The sequence below is a fragment of the Microbacterium proteolyticum genome, from assembly GCF_030818075.1.
In the GTDB taxonomy this organism is placed as follows: Bacteria; Actinomycetota; Actinomycetes; order Actinomycetales; family Microbacteriaceae; genus Microbacterium; species Microbacterium proteolyticum_A.
In genome coordinates, this window is record NZ_JAUSZZ010000001.1 from 2,374,491 (window position 1) to 2,394,722 (window position 20,232).

The 20,232-nt window shown below is 70.0% G+C and carries 14 protein-coding genes and 1 pseudogene; 6 read left to right on the plus strand and 9 right to left on the minus strand.

Annotated elements, in window-relative coordinates:
• The first annotated feature begins 31 nt into the window (after positions 1-31).
• The 3 genes from tatC to lnt are packed head-to-tail and all read left to right on the plus strand — an operon-like array spanning position 32 to position 4,865.
• Entirely contained in the window at positions 32-784 is a 753-nt protein-coding gene (tatC, locus tag QE392_RS11005; RefSeq protein ID WP_307451620.1) for a twin-arginine translocase subunit TatC, read from the plus strand.
• Positions 781-3,255: a DEAD/DEAH box helicase gene (locus QE392_RS11010; RefSeq protein WP_307451623.1), complete on the plus strand. Its 2,475-nt coding sequence runs from the start codon at positions 781-783 to the stop codon at positions 3,253-3,255. Before tatC ends, QE392_RS11010 begins: the two co-directional genes overlap by 4 nt.
• Positions 3,252-4,865 (plus strand): apolipoprotein N-acyltransferase, encoded by a 1,614-nt coding sequence (lnt, locus tag QE392_RS11015; protein ID WP_307451625.1) that lies wholly within the window; start codon positions 3,252-3,254, stop codon positions 4,863-4,865. The genes QE392_RS11010 and lnt overlap by 4 nt, the downstream gene beginning before the upstream one ends.
• 15 nt (positions 4,866-4,880) lie before the next feature.
• Here the strand turns inward: lnt and QE392_RS11020 are convergent, their stop codons facing one another.
• Together QE392_RS11020 and QE392_RS11025 are read right to left on the minus strand one after the other, a co-directional pair.
• On the minus strand, positions 4,881-5,252 hold the full coding sequence (locus QE392_RS11020) for an RNA polymerase-binding protein RbpA (protein ID WP_307451627.1): 372 nt from the start codon (positions 5,250-5,252) through the stop codon (positions 4,881-4,883).
• A 93-nt stretch (positions 5,253-5,345) separates the two neighbouring features.
• Positions 5,346-6,158 carry a glycerophosphodiester phosphodiesterase family protein gene (locus tag QE392_RS11025; RefSeq protein WP_307451630.1) on the minus strand — a complete coding sequence of 271 codons (813 nt, stop codon included), beginning with the start codon at positions 6,156-6,158 and terminating at the stop codon, positions 5,346-5,348.
• 253 nt (positions 6,159-6,411) lie between these two features.
• Between QE392_RS11025 and QE392_RS11030 the strand changes: the two genes are divergently transcribed.
• Both QE392_RS11030 and QE392_RS11035 read left to right on the plus strand, forming a co-directional pair.
• Positions 6,412-7,176 (plus strand): SDR family oxidoreductase, encoded by a 765-nt coding sequence (locus tag QE392_RS11030; RefSeq protein ID WP_307451633.1) that lies wholly within the window; start codon positions 6,412-6,414, stop codon positions 7,174-7,176.
• A 2-nt stretch (positions 7,177-7,178) separates the two neighbouring features.
• On the plus strand, positions 7,179-9,149 hold the full coding sequence (locus QE392_RS11035) for a S9 family peptidase (protein ID WP_307451635.1): 1,971 nt from the start codon (positions 7,179-7,181) through the stop codon (positions 9,147-9,149).
• 51 nt (positions 9,150-9,200) lie between these two features.
• Here the strand turns inward: QE392_RS11035 and QE392_RS11040 are convergent, their stop codons facing one another.
• Both QE392_RS11040 and QE392_RS11045 read right to left on the minus strand, forming a co-directional pair.
• A complete protein-coding gene (locus tag QE392_RS11040; RefSeq protein ID WP_307451637.1) occupies positions 9,201-9,752 on the minus strand; it encodes an HdeD family acid-resistance protein in 552 nt (183 codons plus the stop codon).
• A 70-nt stretch (positions 9,753-9,822) separates the two neighbouring features.
• Complete coding sequence (locus QE392_RS11045; RefSeq protein WP_307451639.1) at positions 9,823-10,752, minus strand: AEC family transporter; 930 nt, start codon at positions 10,750-10,752, stop codon at positions 9,823-9,825.
• Between the two features lie 463 nt (positions 10,753-11,215).
• On the opposite strand from QE392_RS11045, the gene QE392_RS11050 reads away from it, so the two are divergent.
• Complete coding sequence (locus QE392_RS11050) at positions 11,216-12,277, plus strand: hypothetical protein (RefSeq protein ID WP_307451641.1); 1,062 nt, start codon at positions 11,216-11,218, stop codon at positions 12,275-12,277.
• Between the two features lie 156 nt (positions 12,278-12,433).
• On the opposite strand, the gene QE392_RS11055 is transcribed toward QE392_RS11050, so the two are convergent.
• The 5 genes and pseudogenes from QE392_RS11055 to polA form a co-directional block, all read right to left on the minus strand.
• Positions 12,434-13,225: an SGNH/GDSL hydrolase family protein gene (locus tag QE392_RS11055; protein ID WP_307451644.1), complete on the minus strand. Its 792-nt coding sequence runs from the start codon at positions 13,223-13,225 to the stop codon at positions 12,434-12,436.
• A gap of 102 nt (positions 13,226-13,327) precedes the next feature.
• Positions 13,328-14,664: pseudogene (locus QE392_RS11060) on the minus strand (MFS transporter).
• Entirely contained in the window at positions 14,661-15,713 is a 1,053-nt protein-coding gene (locus QE392_RS11065) for an LLM class flavin-dependent oxidoreductase (protein WP_307451646.1), read from the minus strand. The pseudogene QE392_RS11060 and the gene QE392_RS11065 overlap by 4 nt, the downstream one beginning before the upstream one ends.
• 93 nt (positions 15,714-15,806) lie before the next feature.
• On the minus strand, positions 15,807-17,483 hold the full coding sequence (locus QE392_RS11070) for a DUF885 domain-containing protein (protein WP_307451648.1): 1,677 nt from the start codon (positions 17,481-17,483) through the stop codon (positions 15,807-15,809).
• 95 nt (positions 17,484-17,578) lie between these two features.
• A complete protein-coding gene (gene polA, locus QE392_RS11075; RefSeq protein ID WP_307451650.1) occupies positions 17,579-20,215 on the minus strand; it encodes a DNA polymerase I in 2,637 nt (878 codons plus the stop codon).
• Between the last annotated feature and the right edge of the window lie 17 nt (positions 20,216-20,232).

A 20,232-nucleotide genomic window follows, 5' to 3' on the forward strand; every position in this document is an offset into this window, starting at 1 on the left:
CGTTCCCGAGGGGCCGCGGCGAGACAAGCGCATGTCGATCGGGGCCCACCTGATCGAGCTGCGCAAGCGTCTCATGATCGCCGCCGCGGCGCTCGTGGTGGGCATGGTGGTGGCGTTCATCATCACCGACCCGATCATCGACCTCATCACCGAGCCCATCCGTGTGTTCGCCGAGAGGCGCGGGGATGCGGCGCTCAATTTCTCCGCGGTGACGTCGGCCTTCGATCTGCGGATGCGCATCGCGTTCTCGATCGGCATCTTCCTGTCGGCTCCGGTGTGGCTGTGGCAGATCTGGGCGTTCATCATGCCCGGACTCACGCGGAAAGAGATCCGCTACACGGTCTCGTTCGTGGCATCCGCGGTTCCGCTTTTCTTCACGGGCTGCTGGGTCGGTCTGCTGATCGTGCCGCACGTCATCGAGCTGATGTGGGGCTTCACCCCCGAGGGGGGCGTGAACTTCTACAACGCCGTGGAGTACTACGACTTCGTCTTCAAGCTGCTGATGGTCGTGGGGGTCTCGTTCGTGCTTCCCGTGTTCCTCGTCGCGCTGAACGTCGCCGGGGTGATGAGCGGCAAGGCCATCCTGAAGGGCTGGCGCGTCGCCATCCTCATCGCCACGATCTTCTCCGCGCTGGCGACGCCGGCAGCCGACGTCGTGAGCATGCTGATGCTCGCCGGGATCCTGGTGGTGCTGTTCTTCGCCGCTGCGGGCCTGTCGATGCTGTTCGACCGTCGCAAGGCCCGCCGGGTGGCGTCGGAGCTGGCGCCGGGGCCCCACGCGTGAGCGGTCCCAGTCCGGCCGAGCGTTTCGCCCGGGCCAGCGCCCGGTCGACGCACCCGCACACCGCGGACTTCGCCGAGATGCAGCGGTTCGAACTCGACGACTTCCAGATCGCCGGATGCCACGCCCTCGAGGACGGACGCAGCGTGCTGGTGGCAGCTCCCACCGGCGCCGGAAAGACCATCGTCGGCGAGTTCGCGATCCATCTGGCGATGCTCGAGCCGGGGGACAAGGCGTTCTATACCACGCCCATCAAGGCCCTGTCGAACCAGAAGTTCCACGAGCTGCAGGAGGTCTACGGCGACGACGAGGTGGGCCTGCTCACGGGCGACACCAACATCAATGCGTCGGCGCGCATCGTCGTCATGACCACCGAAGTGCTGCGCAACATGCTCTATGCCGATTCTCCGGCGCTGCGCGGCCTGCGGTTCGTCGTCATGGACGAGGTCCACTACCTCGCCGACCGCTTCCGGGGCGCGGTGTGGGAGGAAGTGATCATCCACCTCCCGCCGTCGGTGAAGCTGGTGTCGCTGTCGGCGACCGTGTCCAACGCCGAGGAGTTCGGTGACTGGCTCGACACCGTGCGCGGCGACACCGAGGTCATCGTGTCGGAGACGCGGCCCGTGCCGCTGGAGCAGCACGTGCTCGTGCGCGGCGACCTGCTGCCGCTGTTCGACGACCGCGCGGGTGTGGCGACCGCGCAGGTCAATCAGGAGCTGCTCCGCATCCGCGGCGGCAACGCGGGCGGGTTCGAGAACAACCGGCGCGCGCAGGAGTATCGCTCGGCCCGGCACGCGGGTGGTCGCCGGCAGCCGCGCGGGGGACACAAGCCGCTTCGCGCGGCGCACGGACCCCGCATCGAGCGCATCGACCGGCCCGAGGTCGTCGAGCTGCTGCAGCGCAACCACCTGCTGCCGGCGATCTTCTTCATCTTCAGCCGCGCCGGGTGCGACGCTGCCGTGCAGCAGCTGCGCCGGGCGAACGTGCGCCTCACCTCGGCCGAGGAACGCGCCGAGATCCGCCAGATCGTCGACGAGCTGACCTTCACCCTCAAGGACGAAGATCTCGCCGTGCTGCACTTCTGGGAGTGGCGCGACAATCTGGAGCGGGGAATGGCCGCCCACCACGCGGGCCTCCTCCCGGCGTTCAAAGAGGTGGTCGAGGAGCTCTTCCGGCGCAAGCTCGTCAAGGTGGTCTTCGCCACCGAGACCCTCGCGCTGGGCATCAACATGCCCGCGCGCACGGTCGTGCTCGAGAAGCTCGAGAAGTTCAACGGCGAGGCGCGGGTCGCGATCACGTCGGGGGAGTACACGCAGCTCACCGGCCGTGCCGGCCGCCGCGGCATCGACGTCGAGGGCCACGCGGTCGTGCAGTTCACGGAGGGTCTGGACCCGCAGTCCGTCGCCGCCCTCGCCTCGCGTCGTACGTACCCGTTGAACTCGAGCTTCCGGCCGACCTACAACATGGCCGTCAACCTCATCGACCAGTTCGGCCGCGTCCGCGCCCGTGAGATCCTCGAGTCGTCGTTCGCCCAGTTCCAGGCCGATCGCTCGGTCGTGGGCCTGGCGCGTCAGGTGAAGGATGCCGAGGAGTCCCTCGCCGGCTACGAGCAGGCCATGACGTGCGATCGCGGCGATTTCCGCGAGTACTCCACGATCCGCCGCGAGCTCAGCGACCTCGAGAAGATCAACCGACGGGATGCCACGGCGCCCCGCCGTCTGCGCGATGAACGGCAGCAGCAGATCCAGTCGCTGCGCCGCCGGATGCAGCGGCATCCGTGTCACTCGTGTCCCGACCGCGAGGCGCACGCGCGCTGGGCGGAGCGGTATTGGAAGCTCAAGCGCTCCACCGACAAGACCCGTCAGCAGATCGACCAGCGCACGGGCACCGTCGCCCGCGTCTTCGACCGCGTGGTGGAAGTGCTCGCGGCGCTGGAGTACGTCGCCATCGAGGAGGACGGGGCGACCGTGCTCACCCCGGCCGGTCGCACGATGCGCCGCATCTACGGCGAGCGCGACCTGCTGGTGGCCGAGTCGCTGCGGCAGGGCCTGTGGGAGGGACTCGACGCCCCCTCGCTCGCCGCACTGGCGTGCTGCCTGGTCTATGAACCGCGCCGTGACGAGGCGGGGCCGGGGGAGCGGGGCCTGCCACGCGGCGCCTTCCGCGGCGCGCTGGATGCCACGCAGACGCTGTGGCAGGAGCTCGACGACCTCGAGCGCGACCACCGTCTGCCCGGTTCGGAGTCGCCGGCATCCGGTCTCGCGCCGGCCATGCACGCGTGGGCGAAGGGCCTTCCGCTCGACAGTGTGCTGACCCTCGCCGACATGGCCGCCGGCGACTTCGTGCGCTGGGCGAAGCAGACCATCGACCTGCTCGATCAGATCTCGCTCGTGGCCGAGCCGAAGCTGGCGAAGACGGCGCGCACGGCGCTGGATGCCGTGCGCCGCGGCATCGTCGCCTACACCTCGGCATGAGTGCCGCGTCGATGACCGACCGCCGTCCCGCCGCGGCGGGCGGGGCCCCGCGGCCTCTCCTCCGGCTGGCCTTCGCCGCCCCCCTGTCGGTGGTGGCGGGTCTGCTGCTGGTATCCGCATACCCCGCCCTGGCGTGGTGGCCGACCGCGTTCCCCGCCGTCGCCCTGGCGCTGGTGACGTTGATCGGCCGGCGGTTCTGGTCGGCTGTGCTCGTCGGCTTCCTCTTCGGGGCGGCGTTCTTCTCGGTGAACCTCCTCTTCACCGCCCGATACCTGGGTCCCGTTCCGTGGCTCGCGCTGTCGGTGCTCGAGGCGCTGCTGACGGCCGCGCTGGCGGTTCCGATCGCGCTGGCCTACCGCTGGCTGCCGCGTATCGCCCCGGGGGCCGCGGGCCGCCTCGTGGTGCTCCCCGCCCTGGTCGCGGCGCTGTGGACTCTGCGCGAGCAGGTCGTGGGTTCCTGGCCCTACGGTGGGTTCCCGTGGGGTCGCATCGGCGTCTCGCAGGTCAACGGCCCTTTCGCCGAGGTGGCGTCGTGGGTGGGGATGTCGGGGTTGTCATTCCTCGTCGTGCTGGTGTGCGCCGCGGTCATCGAGGTCGTTCGGTTCCGGCCCACCCGGGAGCGCGGGCGCGGTCGTCGTCTGGTCGCCGTGGCGCCGGCAATCGCCGTGCTCGTTCTCGGGGCCGTGCCGCAGTTCCCGACCGCCGAGGCCGGCTCGATGCGTGTGGGAGCCGTCCAGGGGAACGGACCGGCCGGATACTTCGACCAGCGTGCGCGCGGCGCCGTCCTCGACGCCCAGCTCGCGGCATCCTCCCCTCTGCTGGGCCAGGACATGGACGTGCTCCTGTGGCCGGAGGGCGGGGTCGATTCCGACCCCACCGCGAACACGTCGACGGATGCCGTGCTGCGGGAGCTGTCGCGTCGCGTCGACGCGCCGCTGCTCATCTCGGCCGTGACCGCGCGCGGGTCGGAGCTGTTCAACTCGTCGCTCGTGTGGACCGCCGACGGGCAGGTGGGTGCCACTTACGACAAGCGGCATCCGGTGCCCTTCGGGGAGTACGTGCCCGACCGCGCATTCTGGGAACCGTTCGCTCCCGACCTGATCGGCCTCATCGGTCGCGAATACACCCCCGGGACGGCGAGCCCCGTCGCCGACGTGAACGGCGTCGGCGTCGGCCTGGCCATCTGCTTCGACGTCATCTACGACGACGTCGTGTGGGACGGCGCGAACGACGGCGCCGAGGTCTACATGTTCCAGACGAACAACGCCGACTTCCGCGGCACCGATGAGAACCTGCAGCAGCTGGCCTTCGCGCAGATGCGCGCGATCGAGACCGGTCGCGCGGTGGTCAACCTGTCGACCGTCGGCACGAGCCAGGTGATCGCGCCCGACGGCTCCACGCTCGACGCGCTGCCCATCGACACCGCCGGGCACATGCTCACCGACGTGCCACTGCGCACCGGTCTGACCCCGGCGGTGATCATCGGTCCGGCGGTCAAGCTCGTGCTGGGGTGGGGGAGCCTTGCGGGACTGATGGTCGCGGGGGTCGTCGTGCTTCTGCGCCGGCGAGGAACGACGAAGACGCCGCCCCCCGAAGGGGACGGCGTCTGAACTCGTCGGTCAGCGTCAGGCGCTGAGCTTCTCGCCACCGGCGCCGCGACGTGCGCGGACGAAGGCGAGGCGCTCCTCGAGCAGCTCTTCGAGCTCGGGGATCGTGCGACGCTCGAGCAGCATGTCCCAGTGGGTACGCGCTGCCTTGTCGGCGCTGTGGTCGACGGTCGCCGTGCCGTCGCCGATGCGCAGCAACGCTTCCGCGCCGCACGTCCGGCACTCCCACGCCTCGGGAACCTCGGCGTCAGCCGCGAAGGTCAGGACGGTGTCGCGTCCGCAGGTGCTGCAGTTGTAGGTGTGCTGTGCACGGTCGTGGAACACGACGCCATCTTCGCTTTGGAGGCTCTGGGCGCCGAGTCGGATGCCGCGGAGACTGCGGTCTGCCATTGTGTGGTCCTCTCGTCGGTCACCATGTATAACGTCTGCACCTGTGCGCTTTATTCGAACGTCGGGCGTCCTGGCAGGTTTCACAGACGATGCTCAGACAGCTTGCGTTCCCCGTGCGTTCACCTTCGCGAGAGCGACATCCGCACGGTCGGTGACGAGCCCGTCGACGCCGAGATCGAGCAGGCGTTCCATGTCGTCCTCGGCATTGACCGTCCACACGTGCACCTCGACGCCCGCCGCGTGGGCATCGCGGAGGAGGCCGGACGTGACGACACGGAGAGGCCCCTGCCGTTCGGGGAGCTGCAGGGCGTCGACATCGGCGAGCAGGGCGCGCACGCGGGCCTTCCTGCGCAGAGCCCGGGCGATCACGAGTCGCTTGACGGTCTCCAGACCGGGGGAGGTGGCCGGCCGTCGCGCGGCACCGGCGGACGATGCGGCCCGTAGCGCCTCGCGCCGACGCGCATCCGAGAAGCTCGTCACGAGCACCCGCTCGGCGTGAGGCGCCACGAGCCGCCCCACGCCCTCGGCCGCCGCGGCGGCCTTCACGTCGAGGTTGAAGCGCATGTCGGGGAAGGCCTCGAGCGCTTGCGCGAGAGTGATCAGCCCGCCGCGCGCGGACATGATCTCCTCGAGCTCGTGCAGGCGCACGTCGGCGATCGCGCGGGGGTCCTCGGCGATCCGCTCGAGGTCGTCGTCGTGGAAGAGCACCACCTCGCCGTCGGCGGTGACGTGGCAATCCGACTCCACGTACACCACCCCCGCGGCGTGCGCCTCGGCGACCGCGGCGAAGGAGTTCTCGACCACCCCGTGGCGCGCGGCATCCGGGGTCACGAGCCCGCGATGCGCGAGCACGCGCGGGGCGTGGGGGGAGAGATACGGATGCCGCTCGGCGGACGATGCGTTCATGGGCGGGGCCTCCGCTCGCGAACGTAGCACGCGGCGACGATCGGCTCCGTCTGAAACGGCGACGGGAGCGTGGGACCTGGGGCCGTGGCCGGACACGGCCGCCGGCACGGCGCTCGCGTGCGGCGCCGGGGCGTCCCGGCCGAGAAGCGAGGTCCGGTGCGACGCGATCGGGAGGTGGACGGTCGATAAGCTGGAGGATGTCGTGTGCGCCCGCGTCGGCCGGCGGCATCCGCATCATCGTCAGGAGTATCGCTTGTCTCAGACCCTTCCGTCCGGCTCCCTGAGCGGCAAGACCGCGCTCGTCACCGGTTCGTCGCGCGGAATCGGCGCTGACACGGTGCGTTACTTCGCCGAAGCCGGCGCGAATGTCGTCATCAACTTCCGCAACAAGGCGCCCCGCGCCGAGAAGCTCGCGGCCCAGCTGCGCGGCCTCGGCGTCGAGGCCCTCGTCGTGGGCGCCGATCTCACCGATCCCGCGTCGGTGCAGGCGATGTTCGACGAGGTGGAGCGCACGTTCGGTGGGCTGGACATCCTCGTCTTGAACGCGTCGGGCGGTATGGAGTCGGGGATGGCCGAGGACTACGCCCTGCAGCTCAACCGTGACGCGCAGGTGAATGTGCTCGAGACCGCCCTGCCGCTGCTGAAGCCCGACGCGCGCGTCGTCTTCGTGACGAGCCACCAGGCGCACTTCATCCGCACCACCCCGACGATGCCCGAGTACGAACCGGTCGCCCTCTCCAAGCGCGCGGGCGAGGACGCCCTCCGCGAGAAGATCCCCGCCCTCCAGGAGCGCGGCATCGGCTTCACCGTCGTCTCCGGCGACATGATCGAGGGCACGATCACTGCGACGCTGCTCCAGCGCGCGAACCCGGACGCGGTCGCGGCCCTTCGCGGCGAGGGCACGAAGCTCTACAACGTCGCCGAGTTCGCCGCCGAGGTGGCGCACGCGGCCGTCGACCCGGTTCCGGCCGACCACACCCGCCTCGTCGGGGACACCCAGGCGTTCGAAGGAGAGTGAGCGTGCGGACGGTCGACATCGAAGCGTTCGTCTCCGTCGGCCGTCCCGCCCTCTCGTCGGACGGTGGATTCGCCGTCTTCGCCACCTCTCGTCCCGATCTCGCCGCCGACCGGGCGGTGGGGCAGCTGTGGCGCGTCGACCTGCCCGATGGCGTCGCCCGTCGGCTGACGCGAGGCGTCGCCGACCGCTCGCCGCATCTCTCGCCCGACGACGCCACCGTGGCGTTCCTGCGCGCCGATGAGCGCGGGATCACCCAGGTGTTCGTGGCCGCCGCGCACGGTGGCGAGCCGGTGCAGGTGACGGATCAGCCCGGCGGTGTCACCGACGTCGCGTGGTCGCCCGACGGCGCCCGCCTCGCTTTCACGGCGCGCGTACCCGAGCCCGGCCGATACGGCACCGTCGAGGGACGGGATGCCGCCGCCGAGCCCCCGCGTCGCGTCACCGGCATCCGCTGGCACGCGAACGGCCTCGGCTACCTCGACCGGCCGGCCCACCTGTTCGTCGTCGACGCCCCCTCGACCCAGGCGGAGCCCTTCTACGCCCCCGCCCCGGCGCTCGATGCGCCCGAGAAACGGATCGTCGCCGCGGACGCGGTGCGGCTGACCGTGGGCGACACGGGGTGGAACGGCGTCGTGTGGACCCGCGACGGCGCGGAGCTTCTCAGCGTCCCCGACGTGATCGAGACCGACCGTCGCGACCTGCGCAGCCGCGTCGTGGCCGTTTCCGTCGACGGCGGCTCCGAGCGCGAGGTGCTCGGTACCGCCGCCGACCTCGCGATCTCGGAGGTCGCCACGGCGCCCGACGGAACGGTCTTCGTCCTCGCGTACGATGTCGGCGCCGACGGTGTCGACTTCATCGCTCCCGGCGTCGCGCTCCACGTGCTCGACCCCGACGGCCCGCGTCGCCTGACCGACCCCGAGACGATCGACCTCGGCGAGGTGGGCAGCCACCTCTCGTTCGACGGTGACGACGTGCTCGTCCAGGACCGCACCCGGGGGCGCGTGCGCCTGCTGCGCATCACCCGCGGGGGAGAGGCGACGGAGGTCCTCGGGGGCGATGTCGAAGTGAACGGTCACGCCGCGGCGCAGGGACGCGTCGTGGCATCCGCAGCCTCGCCCACCTCGTTCGGAGAGCTGTTCGTCGTCGATGACGGCGGGGCGCGCGCGATCACCGAGTTCGGCGCCGCAGCGCGCGAGCGCGGGATCGTCGTGCCCGAGGAGCGGCAGGTCGCGGGGCGTGACGGCTACCCGGTGCACGGCTGGGTCGCCGCGCCCGAGGGCGAGGGGCCGTTCCCGGTCATCCTGCAGATCCACGGCGGACCGTACGCCTCGTACGGCTTTCACCTGTTCGACGAGACGCAGGTGCTCGTCGACGCCGGCTACGCCGTCGTCTACAGCAATCCGCGGGGCAGCGCCGGGTACGGTCGTGACCACGGACGATCGATCCGGCAGAAGATGGGCACGCTCGACTTCTTCGACGTGATCGATTTCTTCGACGCCGTTGTGACGGACGACCCGCGGCTCGACGGCGACCGGGTCGGGGTGATGGGCGGTTCGTACGGCGGCTACATGACGGCCTGGATCATCGCCCACGATCACCGATTCGCCGGTGCGATCGTGGAGCGCGGCTTTCTCGACCCGGCCGTGTTCCCGGGCTCCAGCGACATCGGATCGTTCTTCGGGCAGGAGTACGTCGGCACCGATCCTGCGGTCGTGGCGGCGCAGAGCCCGATGGCGGTGGTCGATCGGGTCACGACGCCGACGCTCGTCATCCACTCCGAGCTCGATCTGCGCTGTCCGATCGACCAGGCCACCCGGTACTACGCGGCGCTCAAAGCGCAGGGCACCGAGGCGGAGATGCTCATCTTCCCGGGGGAGGATCACGAGCTCACCCGCGCCGGGCGCCCTCAGCACCGGGTGCAGCGCTTCGACGCGGTGCTCGAGTGGTGGGAGCGGCACCTGCCGGTGGCGTAAGCAACGAGGGTCCGGATGCCATGGCATCCGGACCCTCGGCCGTTCCCGGTTCTATACCGGCTTGCCGAACTGGATCGCGCGGACGATCTGGAAGATGCCGAGGATCACGAGCGAGATGCCGATCAGCAGGAACAGCGTGACGGCGCCCAGCAGCGGCGAGAACAGCAGCACCACTCCGGCGAGGATGCTGATGATGGCGAAGAAGATCGTCCAGCCGCGGGCCTTCGAGCCGTGCCCGGCGGTGGTCAGTGAGACGACGCCCTCGACGATCCACAGGATGCCGACGAGCGTGCCGATGAAGACGCCCAACCAGGCGGTCGTCTCCGAGAGGTTGGCGAACGAGAAGATGCCCGCGACGATGAACAGCACGCCGAGTGCGATGTAGCCCAGGCGCGCCCACCCCGAACGCCAGAACAGGCCGACGGCGATGTTGACCAGGCCCGCGATGATGACGTAGACGGAGAGGATGCCGACGGCCACCTCGGCCGTGCGGCCGGGCCAGATGAGGATCAGTGCGCCGATCACCAGCGACAGGACGCCGCTGACACCGAGCGCCGTGCGGACGGCTCCGATCGCGGGGTTGGACGTGGTCGAAGAAGCCATGGTGAGCCTTTCTGAACGAAAGCTGAGAATAGGTCTCACCATAGACCTGAGGGTACGGCCGCGCGAGCCGTCACGTGGGGGAGTGCTGCAGCAGCAGAGCCACCGCGAAGAGGACGGGGAGGCACCCCAGCGTCGAGATGAACACGACATCGCGCGAGAGGATCTCGCCCACTCCGTATCGCTGGGCGAAGTTGAACACGTTCTGCGCCGTCGGCAGCGCAGCGAGCACGACCACGATGAAGACCTGGTCGTCCGGCAGCCCGAACATGATCGCGACGAGGAACGCCAGCGCCGGCATGGCCACGAGTTTGAGCGCCGACGCGATGACGACGTCGACGCGCCGACCGGGCTCCGTCAGCACCCGCTGACCGTAGAGCGACATGCCGTACGACATCAGCAGCACCGGCACGCAGGCGCCGGCGATGAGGTGCAGCGGGTCGAAGACGATCGGCGGGAGGTCGACGCCGGTCAGCGCGACGACCACGCCGAGGGCGGAGCCGATGAGCATGGGGTTCTTCGCCGTCTGCAGCAGGATCCGTCCGACATTGCGGGAGCCCGAGGTCGCGGCATCCAGGATCGACAGGGCGATCGGCATGAGCACGAGCAGCTGGAACAGGATGACGGGGGCCGAGTACGCCGCGTTCCCCAGCATGTACAGCGAGATCGGGATGCCGATGTTGTTGCTGTTCACCTGCCCGGCGGACAGCGCGCTGATGACGGTCTCGCCCACGGGGCGGCGGAGGATCAGCGCCGAGATCAGCACGGAGACCGCGATGATGACCGCGGCCGTGATCATCGAGACCGGCAGCAGCGCCGAGAACAGCGTCGCGACGTCGGCCGTGGCGAGCACCGTGAAGAGCAGGAACGGCGAGAGCACGAAGAACGTCAGCCGGCTCAGCACGTGGCGCGCGTGCGGCCCGAGGAGGTCGATCCGCGCGATCACGTAGCCGACGACGACGGCCAGGCCGACGACCGCGAAGCCGGTGAGGACGCCGGTCACGGGCGGGTGCGGGGGTAGGCGATGCGGCGGATCATCGCTTCGAGCGTACCGGGCTCTGTCAGCCGCACCCGTCGACGTGGTCCGCGTCGGCAGGGTCAGGCGCCTCGGATCGCCGCTCGGGGCGAGCCGCGGCGGGCCTCGGGCTCACCATGCCGACTCACACGTTCGCCATCGAGGCTGCGGCGGTGGATGCCGTGACGGTGGGCGAGATCGTCGACCCCGACGGCAACAGCCTGACGGTCGTGCAGCCGCATTCTCGCACGTGACAGCCCTGTGCTCGGCGTCGGCTTCGAGGTGCGCTGAGCTGGACCCACTACGAGCCGATAATGCACATTATGTCAGCTTGACGTGAGAAACGACCGTCGCCCCTCCCTCGTCCCGCCGCGAGGGTGCCGCACTGCGAACCGAACTCACAGCCGTCGGCTGACGGAATCCCCTCAGCCGATCCTGCCAGGCTGGGCCGGTGACCGACGTGTGGGAGATCTCGCTGTCCGATGCGCGGATGCGCCGCGTGCGCCGGTGGACGGCCGTCGCGGCGGCTGTGCTGTCCCTCGTCGCCGTGGCCGTCGGTGTCATCGTCCTGAGCGTGTCGGTGCGCAGCGATGGTCTGCAGCAGGTCATCGTCGGCTCGTGGAACGGTGACGGTCTCTTCACGGCGAGTATCGCGGCATCCGCCGTTCTTCTGGCAGTCACGGTCATCGCCGTTCCGGGTCGTCGCTGGTGGTTGCTGCTTCTCGTGCCGCTCCGTGTGACGGCTGTCGTCGCGGCGCTCCTCGGCGGTCTCGGTCTCGCGCTCACCGATGAGTCGGCGACACCGATCGTGGCGAACGGGTGCGAGACGGGGTACGTCGTGAGCGAGCGGGCGTTCCTCTTCGCGGCCTCGGGTGACGTGCTGCGCATGGACGGCATCATCGGCACGCGCGTCGATCGCACGACGGTGGACGACGGTCACAAACCGTTCCAGAACCGCTCCTACATCGCCGTCGCCGACGGTGATGTCGTGCGTGTCTGGCACACCGTCGAGAGCGTGTGGAACAACCTGGACACCCGGGACGAGCCCATGATGGTGCTCCCCCGCCTCACGAGCGCGACGGGATGCGGACTCGCCGGCGGCGCGCCGATGTCCCCCTCCCCCGCACCGGTGGCCGCGGGTCCCGACGAAGGCCCCGAGGCGGTCTCCGCTCCGTCGGACACCCGCGAGCGGCTGGCGCGCATGGCGGCCCTGACCATCGACGCGTCGAACGGAACGGCAGTGGATGCCGCGGGCGCGCCCGTCCGGGCGCCCGCGGCGGACGAGCTTCCCTGCGAGGGGGCGACCGGTGTGACTCTCGTCTTCTCGACGGACGACAACGATGCGTCGTACGAGGCGATTCTCGACGCCTGGACCGCTGCGGGGTTCGCATCGGATCGCGCCATGCAGGAGGACCTCCGCTCCGACGGTGTGGTGCGGTTGTCGGCGCGCGACCGCTCGACGATCGACGGGATGCTGCATTTCGATCTGAGCGCCGACTGCCGACGCCCGTGACGAGTCCGGACGGCCCCCGTTCTCGGCGCGCTCCTCCCCCGCGCGGGCGACCTGCACGAGGAACGCCCCGGGCTGCCGGTCGCTGTCCAGGCCGATGACCACCAGACGGCTGCGGGGTGCCCGCGGTTTCGCGTCGCGGGCACGCGGCTCCGCAGATCAGGCGGCGGCACCGCCGGACGGCGTCTCCCCGCCCGGCGTCAGCTGCACCCACCGGCCGCCGAATTTCGCCGATCGGCCGTCTCCCGACGAGGTGCGGGTCAGACGGCGACGCACCCACGGCGCCACGTGCTCGCGGTAATACGTCGTTCCCCGAAGCCGCTCCACATCGGGCATCTCGCGCAGGTGCCACCACTGCGGCGGCGGGACCAACCCGACCGACTCGATCACCCGTGCAGCCACCCGATGGTGCCCGCGGGTGTTCATGTGCAGGCGGTCGACCGACCAGAACTCCCCGCTCGCCAACTCGCGATCGAACCAGTTGTAGGCGGTGAGCACGTCGGGACGGGCCTCGAGGCGTTTCTCGACGGCGTGCGACAGACGATCGCCGCGTGCCTCGATGAGCCTGCCGAGCGGGAGTCCCGCCGTGGGGTTCGCGCCGGAGAGCACGATGAGCTTCACGCCTTCCTCATCGCAGCGACGCACGACGTGGTCGAAGAGCTCGACGATGCGGTCGATCCCGGTGCGCGGTCGCAGCATGTCGTTGCCCCCGCCGTTGAACGACAGATGAGTCGGCTTCAAAGCGAGAGCGGGTTCGAGCTGCTCCGCGACGATCGGCTCGATGAGCTTGCCGCGGATCGCGAGGTTCGCGTAGGCGATCGGCTCGCCCGCGGCATCCGCCCATCCCTGGGCTGCCAGGTCGGCCCACCCTCGCACGGTGCCGTCGGGCAGTTCGTCGCCGACTCCCTCGGTGAACGAGTCGCCGATCGCGACGTAGCGGACGGATGCCATGCCTCGAGCCTACGCGCGGGCGATGCCACCGCCGGGGCAACCGGAGGGCGCGCCCGGCCGATTGCCGAGACGCCGGTGGATGCCGTCGGCCAGGCGTGGACGTTACGCGAGCGACCGCCCGCGCTGCTCGCGCAGCATCAGCGCCGCCACCACGGCGACGGCGAAGAACGCCGCGAACACGACGAAGAGCAACGGCGCGCCGCCCAGCCCCAGCAGCGGTGGCACGGCCAGGGGGGCGAGGATCGACGCGATGCGTCCCACCCCCGCAGCCCAGCCCGCGCCCGTCGCGCGCAGCGCCGTCGGATAGGTCTCGGGCGTCGCGGCGCGTACAACGCCCCCCAGGCGCCGAGGTTGAAGAACGACAGCATCATGCCCGTGGCGATCACCGCGACCTCGCCCGAGGCCGTGCCGAAGAGCACTGCCGCGAGCGCAGAACCCGCGAGGAAGGTCGCCAGCGTCGCGCGCCTCCCCCAGGCCTCGATGAGCCACGCCGCCACGGCGTATCCGGGCAGTTGCGCGAGCGTGATGATGAGGGTGAAGCCGAACGAGCGCACGAGGTCGTATCCCTGGGCGACGAGGATCGTCGGAATCCAGATGAAGGCGCCGTAGTACGAGAAGTTCACGCAGAACCACAGCACCCACAGGCTCGCCGTTCGCGCGCGCAGGGCCGGAGCCCACAGCGCGCTCACCCGGGGACGGGCGGACGGGGCGGATGCCGCGACACCTTCCGTCGATGCTTCGAGGGCGACGCGGCCCGCCGCCGCCTCGAGGTCGCGCACGATCACGACGGCTTCGGCGTTGCGGCCCCGGGAGGCCAGCCACCGTGGGGACTCGGGCAGACCCCACCGCACGACGAGGGCGTACAGTGCGGGGATCGCACCGAGCGCGAACGCCCACCGCCAGCCGTCGGCCGACGCGGGCACGACGAGGTAGCCGATGAGCGCCGCAGCGGTCCAGCCCACCGCCCAGAACGCCTCGAGGAAGACGATGAGGCGACCCCGCATACGGGCCGGGGCGAACTCGCTCACGTAGGTCGAGGCCACGGGCAGCTCCGCGCCGAGTCCGAGACCCACCACGAACCGCAGGACGAGGAGCGCGGTGATTCCGCCGACCAGCGCACTGGCACCCGTGGCGAGGCCGTACACCAGCAGCGTCAGCGCGAAGACATGCCGACGGCCGAATCGGTCGGCGAGCAGCCCGCCTACGCTCGCGCCGATCGCCATGCCGGCGAAGCCGGCCGACGCGATCCACGACGCCTCTGTCGGGGCGAGCTGCCATTGCACGCTGAGCGCCGCGATGATGAACGAGACGAGGCCGACGTCCATGGCATCCAGCGCCCAACCCAGACCCGATCCGCCCAGGATCCGCGCGTGCCGCCGGGTGAAGGGCAGGGCGTCGAGGCGTTCGGACACGCGGATGGTGTCGGTGGTCGTGCTCACGAGGCGACGGGGGCGTCGGCGAGCATCTCGTGCACGAGCGGCAGCACACGGGTGCCGTACAGCTCGATGCTCGACATGAGGCGATCGTGCGAGATGGACCCGCTGGCGAATTTCAGCTGGAAGCGCGTGTTGCCCAGAGCCTGCACGGTCGCGACGATCTTCCGGGCGACGGTCTCCGGCGAGCCGATGTACATCGCGCCGTCGGGCCCGACGTCCTGCTGGAAGCGCAGTCGGTTGTAGGCCGGCCAGCCGCGCTCGCGACCGATGGTCGTGTTCAGCTCGGCGACACCCTCGTAGGCTTCGTCCCACGCCTGCTGGTCGGTCTCGGCGATGTGCCCGGGCGAGTGCACCGAGATGGGCAGCTGGTTGCGACCGAGCTCGCGCAGCGACCGGCGGTACAGGTCGGCGTAGGGGCGGAACCGAGCGGACGACCCGCCGATGATCGCCAGCACGAGGCCGTAGCCGTAGCGTGCGGCGCGGACGACCGACTCGGGAGAGCCGCCGACGCCCACCCACGCGGTAAGCCCCTTCTCGGTCTTGGGGTACACATCGGCATCCTGCAGGCCGGCCCGCGTGCGGCCGGACCAGGTGACCGGCTTCTCATCGAGCAGCATCGAGAACAGCTCGAGCTTCTCCTCGAACAGCTGCTCGTAATCAGCGAGGTCGTAGCCGAACAGCGGGAACGATTCGATGAACGACCCGCGGCCCAGGATGACTTCGGCGCGGCCGTTCGACACGGCATCCAGCGTCGCGAAGCGCTCGTACACCCGCACCGGATCGTCGCTCGACAGCACGGTCACCGCGGTACCGAGGTGGATGTTCGACGTGCGCGCGGCGGCGGCCGCCAGCACGATCTCCGGGCTGGTGACTGCGAAGTCCTTCCGGTGGTGCTCCCCCACGCCGAAGAACGACAGGCCCACCTGGTCGGCGAGCACCGCCTGTTCCACGACGTTGCGGATCGTCTGCGCGTCCGACTGCAGCGACCCGTCGGGGCCGCGGGAGATGTCTCCGAAGGTATCGAGACCGAGCTCGACGGGGGTGGCGTCCATGGACTCTCCTTGCATTCGGATGCATGAACTTTACGCGACTCGCGGGCATTCCCGGAATCGGCGGAGCGCCGCAGCGACGGCGCTCCGGTCGACTCACGAAGATGCCACGGCGGTGCGCAGAGTATCAAGCCCGACGCCGCCGATTCCCAGCGCACGCGTGTGGAACTGCTTCATCGAGAAGTCCGCGCCGCGGCGCTCCTGCTCCTCGTCGCGGATCTGCTCCCAGATGCGCTGACCCACCTTGTACGACGGCGCCTGTCCTGGCCACCCGAGATAGCGGTTCACCTCGAAGCGCACGAACTCCTCGCTCATGTTGACGTTCTTCAGCATGAAGGCGAGCGCGTAGTCGTGGTCCCAGACGCCGGTTCCGTCCAGGCGCGGCTTCTGCAGGTGCACGCCGATGTCGAGCACGACGCGTGCCGCCCGCATGCGCTGGCCGTCGAGCATGCCGAGGCGGTCGGCCGGGTCGTCGAGGTAACCGAGCTGCTGCATCAGACGCTCGGCGTACAGAGCCCAGCCCTCCGCGTGTCCGCTCGTACCGGCGAGCAGGCGGCGCCAGGAGTTCAGCTCGGCGCGGTTGTAGACCGCCTGCGCGATCTGCAGGTGGTGGCCCGGAACGCCCTCGTGATACACCGTCGTCAGCTCGCGCCAGGTGTCGAAACGGTCGACGCCCTCGGGCACCGACCACCACATGCGTCCGGGGCGGGAGAAGTCGTCGGTGGGGCCGGTGTAGTAGATGCCGCCCTCCTTGGTCGGGGCGATCATGCACTCGAGCGTGCGGATCGGCTCCGCGATGTCGAAGTGCGTGCGACCGAGCTCCTCGACCGCACGGTCGCTCGTGCGCTGCATCCACTCCTGCAGGGCCTTGGTTCCGCGGAGCTTGCGCGATTCGTCGCGCTCGAGGAAAGCGACGGCCTCTTCGACGCTCGCGCCGGGGAGGATCTCGTCGGCGATGGCCTCCTGCTCGGCGACCATGCGCGCCAGCTCCTCGACGCCCCAGTCGTATGTCTCGTCGAGGTCGATCTCAGCGCCGAGGAAGTGCCGGGAGTGCAGGGCGTAGAGCTCACGTCCGACGGCGTCGGTGTCCCCGGCCGCCGGCGCCAGTTCGCTCGCGAGGAATCGCGCGAGTCCGTCGTACGCGAGACGCGCGGCGTTGGCGTTGGTGGCGAGGTCGCGAGCGAGGGATGCCGGCAGCTGGCCCTCGGTGGGGGCGGCGTCCCCGACGAACTCGGCGAAGAATCCGGTGTCGGCGGTGTATCGCGCGATCTGGGAGACGACTTCGGTCACCTGTCGGCGGGCCGGGACGACGCCCTCGGCGATGCCGAGGCGCAGCGTCGCGATGTACCCCTCGACGGCGCCGGGGAGAGCCTTCAGGCGCTGCGAGATGGTGGCCCAGTCGTCGACGGATGCCGTGGGCATGAGGTCGAAGGTGGCGCGGATGTCCTGCGCGGGCGAGGCGATGACGTTCAGGTCGCGCAGGTGCGTCTTGGCCTCGTGCTTCTCGATCATGAGGTCGAGTTCGCGGGCGAGATCCAGCTTCGTGACGGTGTCGATCGGGTCCACCGCGTCGGCCGCCTGAAGAGCGGCCCTGGTCGACCGCGCCTCCGTGATCAGAGCGTCTGCGCCGCCGGGGCTGTAGTCACCGAATCGACCGTTGTGCTCGAAGCGGCCGATGTAGGTCGCGAGGGTCGGCTCGTGCTCTGCCAGGGTGTCCACCCACGCGTCCGCGATCGTGTCGATCGGCGTGGGGGTGCGGTTCGCGTCAGTCATCCTCCGAGCCTAGGGAAGGCGAGCCCGGCACGCACGTCGGTGCCGGCACGCACGTCCGTGCCGGCGGGCACCGGCGAGCGCGCCCGGGCGGGTGCTCAGTGCCCGGCCTCGTCCCAATCGCCGCCACGACCGATCTGCACGTCGAGCGGGACCGTCAGCTTCGCCGCATCGGCCATACGCGCGCGGACGATCGGCTCCACGGCATCCCACTCCCCCGGCGCGATCTCGACCACGAGTTCGTCGTGGATCTGCAGCAGCACCCGGGAACGCAGCCCTGTGGATGCCAGCTCGTCGCGGATCCGGAAGAGCGCGACCTTCATGATGTCGGCCGCGCTGCCCTGGATGGGGGCGTTCAGCGCTGCGCGCTCGGCGTTCTCGCGCAGCACGCGGTTCATGCTCGTGAGGTCGGGGAACGGGCGGCGGCGTCCGAAGATCGTCTCGGTGTAGCCGTCCTGCCGGGCCTGTTCGACCGATCCGCGCAGATAGTCGCGCACGGCGCCGAAGCGCGCGAAGTACTCGAGCATGAGCTTCTTGGCCTCGGACTGCTCGATCCGCAGCTGCTTCGACAGGCCGAACGCCGACAGACCGTAGACGAGGCCGTACGACATGGCCTTGACCTTGGTGCGCATCGCGGGCGTGACATCGGCGGGCTCGACGCCGAAGACGCGCGCGCCGACGAAGCGGTGAAGGTCTTCTCCGGAGTTGAAGGCCTCGATGAGCCCGGGATCGCCGGACAGGTGCGCCATGATGCGCATCTCGATCTGCGAGTAGTCGGCGGTCAGCAGCGTCTCGTAGCCCTCCCCCACCTCGAACGCGGCGCGGATGCGACGGCTCTCCTCGGTGCGGATGGGGATGTTCTGCAGGTTGGGGTCGGTGCTCGACAGACGCCCCGTCTGGCTGCCGGTCTGCACGTAGGTGGTGTGGATCCGCCCATCGGCGCCCGTCGCCGCGTCGAGGGCATCGATGATCTGCTTCAGCTTCGTCGCCTCGCGGTGGCGCAGCAGCAGGTCGAGGAACGGGTGGTCCGCACTCTCCTGCAGATCGGCGAGCGCCGCGGCGTCCGTCGTGTACCCGCTCTTCGTCTTGCGGGTCTTGGGCAGCTGCAGCTCGTCGAAGAGCACTTCTTGCAGCTGTTTGGGTGAGCCGAGGTTCACCTCGTGCCCGATCGCGGCGTAGGCGTCGCGCGCGAGTGCATCGGCGCGCGCGCCCAGCTCCGCCGAGAAGCCCGCGAGCTTCTCGTGCGACACGGCGACGCCCGCGAGCTCCATGTCGGCTAGCGCAGTGAGCGTCGGCATCTCGATGTCGTCGAGCACTTCGGCGACCCGCTCGGGCATCTCGGCGCGCTGCGCCTCGGCGACGCGTCGGGTGAACCACGACAGCTGACCGGGGGTGGCGCCCTCGGTCTCGGGAACGAGCTGCGTGGGGTCGGCGACCGGGAGCTTCTCGTCGAGGGTGCGCTCGACGAGATCGGCGAGGGTCTTGTCCGGGAAGCTGGGCCGCACGAGCCACCCCGCCAGGATGACGTCGAAGTCCACACCGCCGACCGAGACGCCCTCGCGGGCGAGTGCCTTGACCTGGGGCTTGGCATCGGCGAACACCTTGGGCGCATCGGATGCCAGCCATCCCGCCAGGGCGTCGCGCACCGCGGGGGTCCACTCGGCCTCGACGGCGGCGTCGGTCGAGGCGAGTCCGATCGCGGTCGGCGTGGCGCCGGCGAGGCTCACCGTCACCCCCACCGGTCCGGTGGCACCGGCTGCCCACGATGCCAGCGCCTCGGCGCCGAGATGTGCCGGGGTGGGGGCGGTCGCCGTGGGACGGACCTCTTCGACGACGCCGCCCTCACCGCCGAGCGCATCGAACACGCGCGGAAGCAGGGTGCGGAACTCCAGGCGAGCGAAGATGTCGCGCACGGCCTGTGCGTCGAGGGGCTTCATCTCCAGATCGCCCGGGCCGACGGGGAGCTCGACATCGCGAAGCAGGCGGTTCAGCGACCGGTTGCGCTTGACCCCGTCGAGGTGCTCGCGCAGGTTGTTGCCGACGACGCCGGTGATCTTGTCGGCGTTCTCGAGCAGCGCCTCGAGCGAGCCCCACTGCGTCAGCCACTTGACGGCCGTCTTCTCGCCGACCTTGGGAACGCCGGGCAGGTTGTCACTCGTCTCGCCGACGAGGGCGGCGATCTCGGGGTACTGCGCGGGCGGAAGGCCGTACTTCTCGATCACGGCATCGGTGTCGTAGCGCTTCAGCTGCGAGACGCCCTGCACGTTGGGGTACAGCAGCGTGACGTCGTCGGTGACCAGCTGAATGGTGTCACGGTCGCCCGAGCAGACGAGCACGGTGTAGCCCTGCTCCTCCCCCTGGGTGGCGAGGGTGGCGAGGATGTCGTCGGCCTCGACCTCTTCTTTCGTGAGCACCGGCACGCCCATCGCGCGCAGGCAGTCCTGCAGCAGCGGGATCTGCCCCTTGAACTCGGCGGGCGATTCGCTGCGGTTCGCCTTGTACTCGGCGTACTCCCGGGTGCGGAACGACTGCCGCGACGTGTCGAACGCGACCGCCACGTGCGTCGGCTTCTCGGCCTTGACCAGGTTCACGAACATCGACAGGAACCCGTAGATACCGTTGGTGTGCTGCCCGTCCTTCGTCGAGAAGTTGTCGACCGGCAGGGCGTAGAACGCCCGATAGGCCAACGAATGGCCGTCGACGACGAGGAGAGTAGGCTTTTCGGCATCCGTCACCCCTCCAGCGTAACGAG

Excerpts from the sequence above, each read along its gene's own strand:
- tatC (WP_307451620.1), top strand. The coding sequence starts at position 32 with ATGTCGATCGGGGCCCACCTGATCGAGCTGCGCAAGCGTCTCATGATC.
- lnt (WP_307451625.1), top strand. The coding sequence starts at position 3,252 with ATGAGTGCCGCGTCGATGACCGACCGCCGTCCCGCCGCGGCGGGCGGG.
- QE392_RS11020 (WP_307451627.1), bottom strand. The coding sequence starts at position 5,252 with ATGGCAGACCGCAGTCTCCGCGGCATCCGACTCGGCGCCCAGAGCCTC.
- QE392_RS11025 (WP_307451630.1), bottom strand. The coding sequence starts at position 6,158 with ATGAACGCATCGTCCGCCGAGCGGCATCCGTATCTCTCCCCCCACGCC.
- QE392_RS11040 (WP_307451637.1), bottom strand. The coding sequence starts at position 9,752 with ATGGCTTCTTCGACCACGTCCAACCCCGCGATCGGAGCCGTCCGCACG.
- QE392_RS11055 (WP_307451644.1), bottom strand. The coding sequence starts at position 13,225 with ATGGCATCCGTCCGCTACGTCGCGATCGGCGACTCGTTCACCGAGGGA.
- QE392_RS11065 (WP_307451646.1), bottom strand. The coding sequence starts at position 15,713 with ATGGACGCCACCCCCGTCGAGCTCGGTCTCGATACCTTCGGAGACATC.
- QE392_RS11070 (WP_307451648.1), bottom strand. The coding sequence starts at position 17,483 with ATGACTGACGCGAACCGCACCCCCACGCCGATCGACACGATCGCGGAC.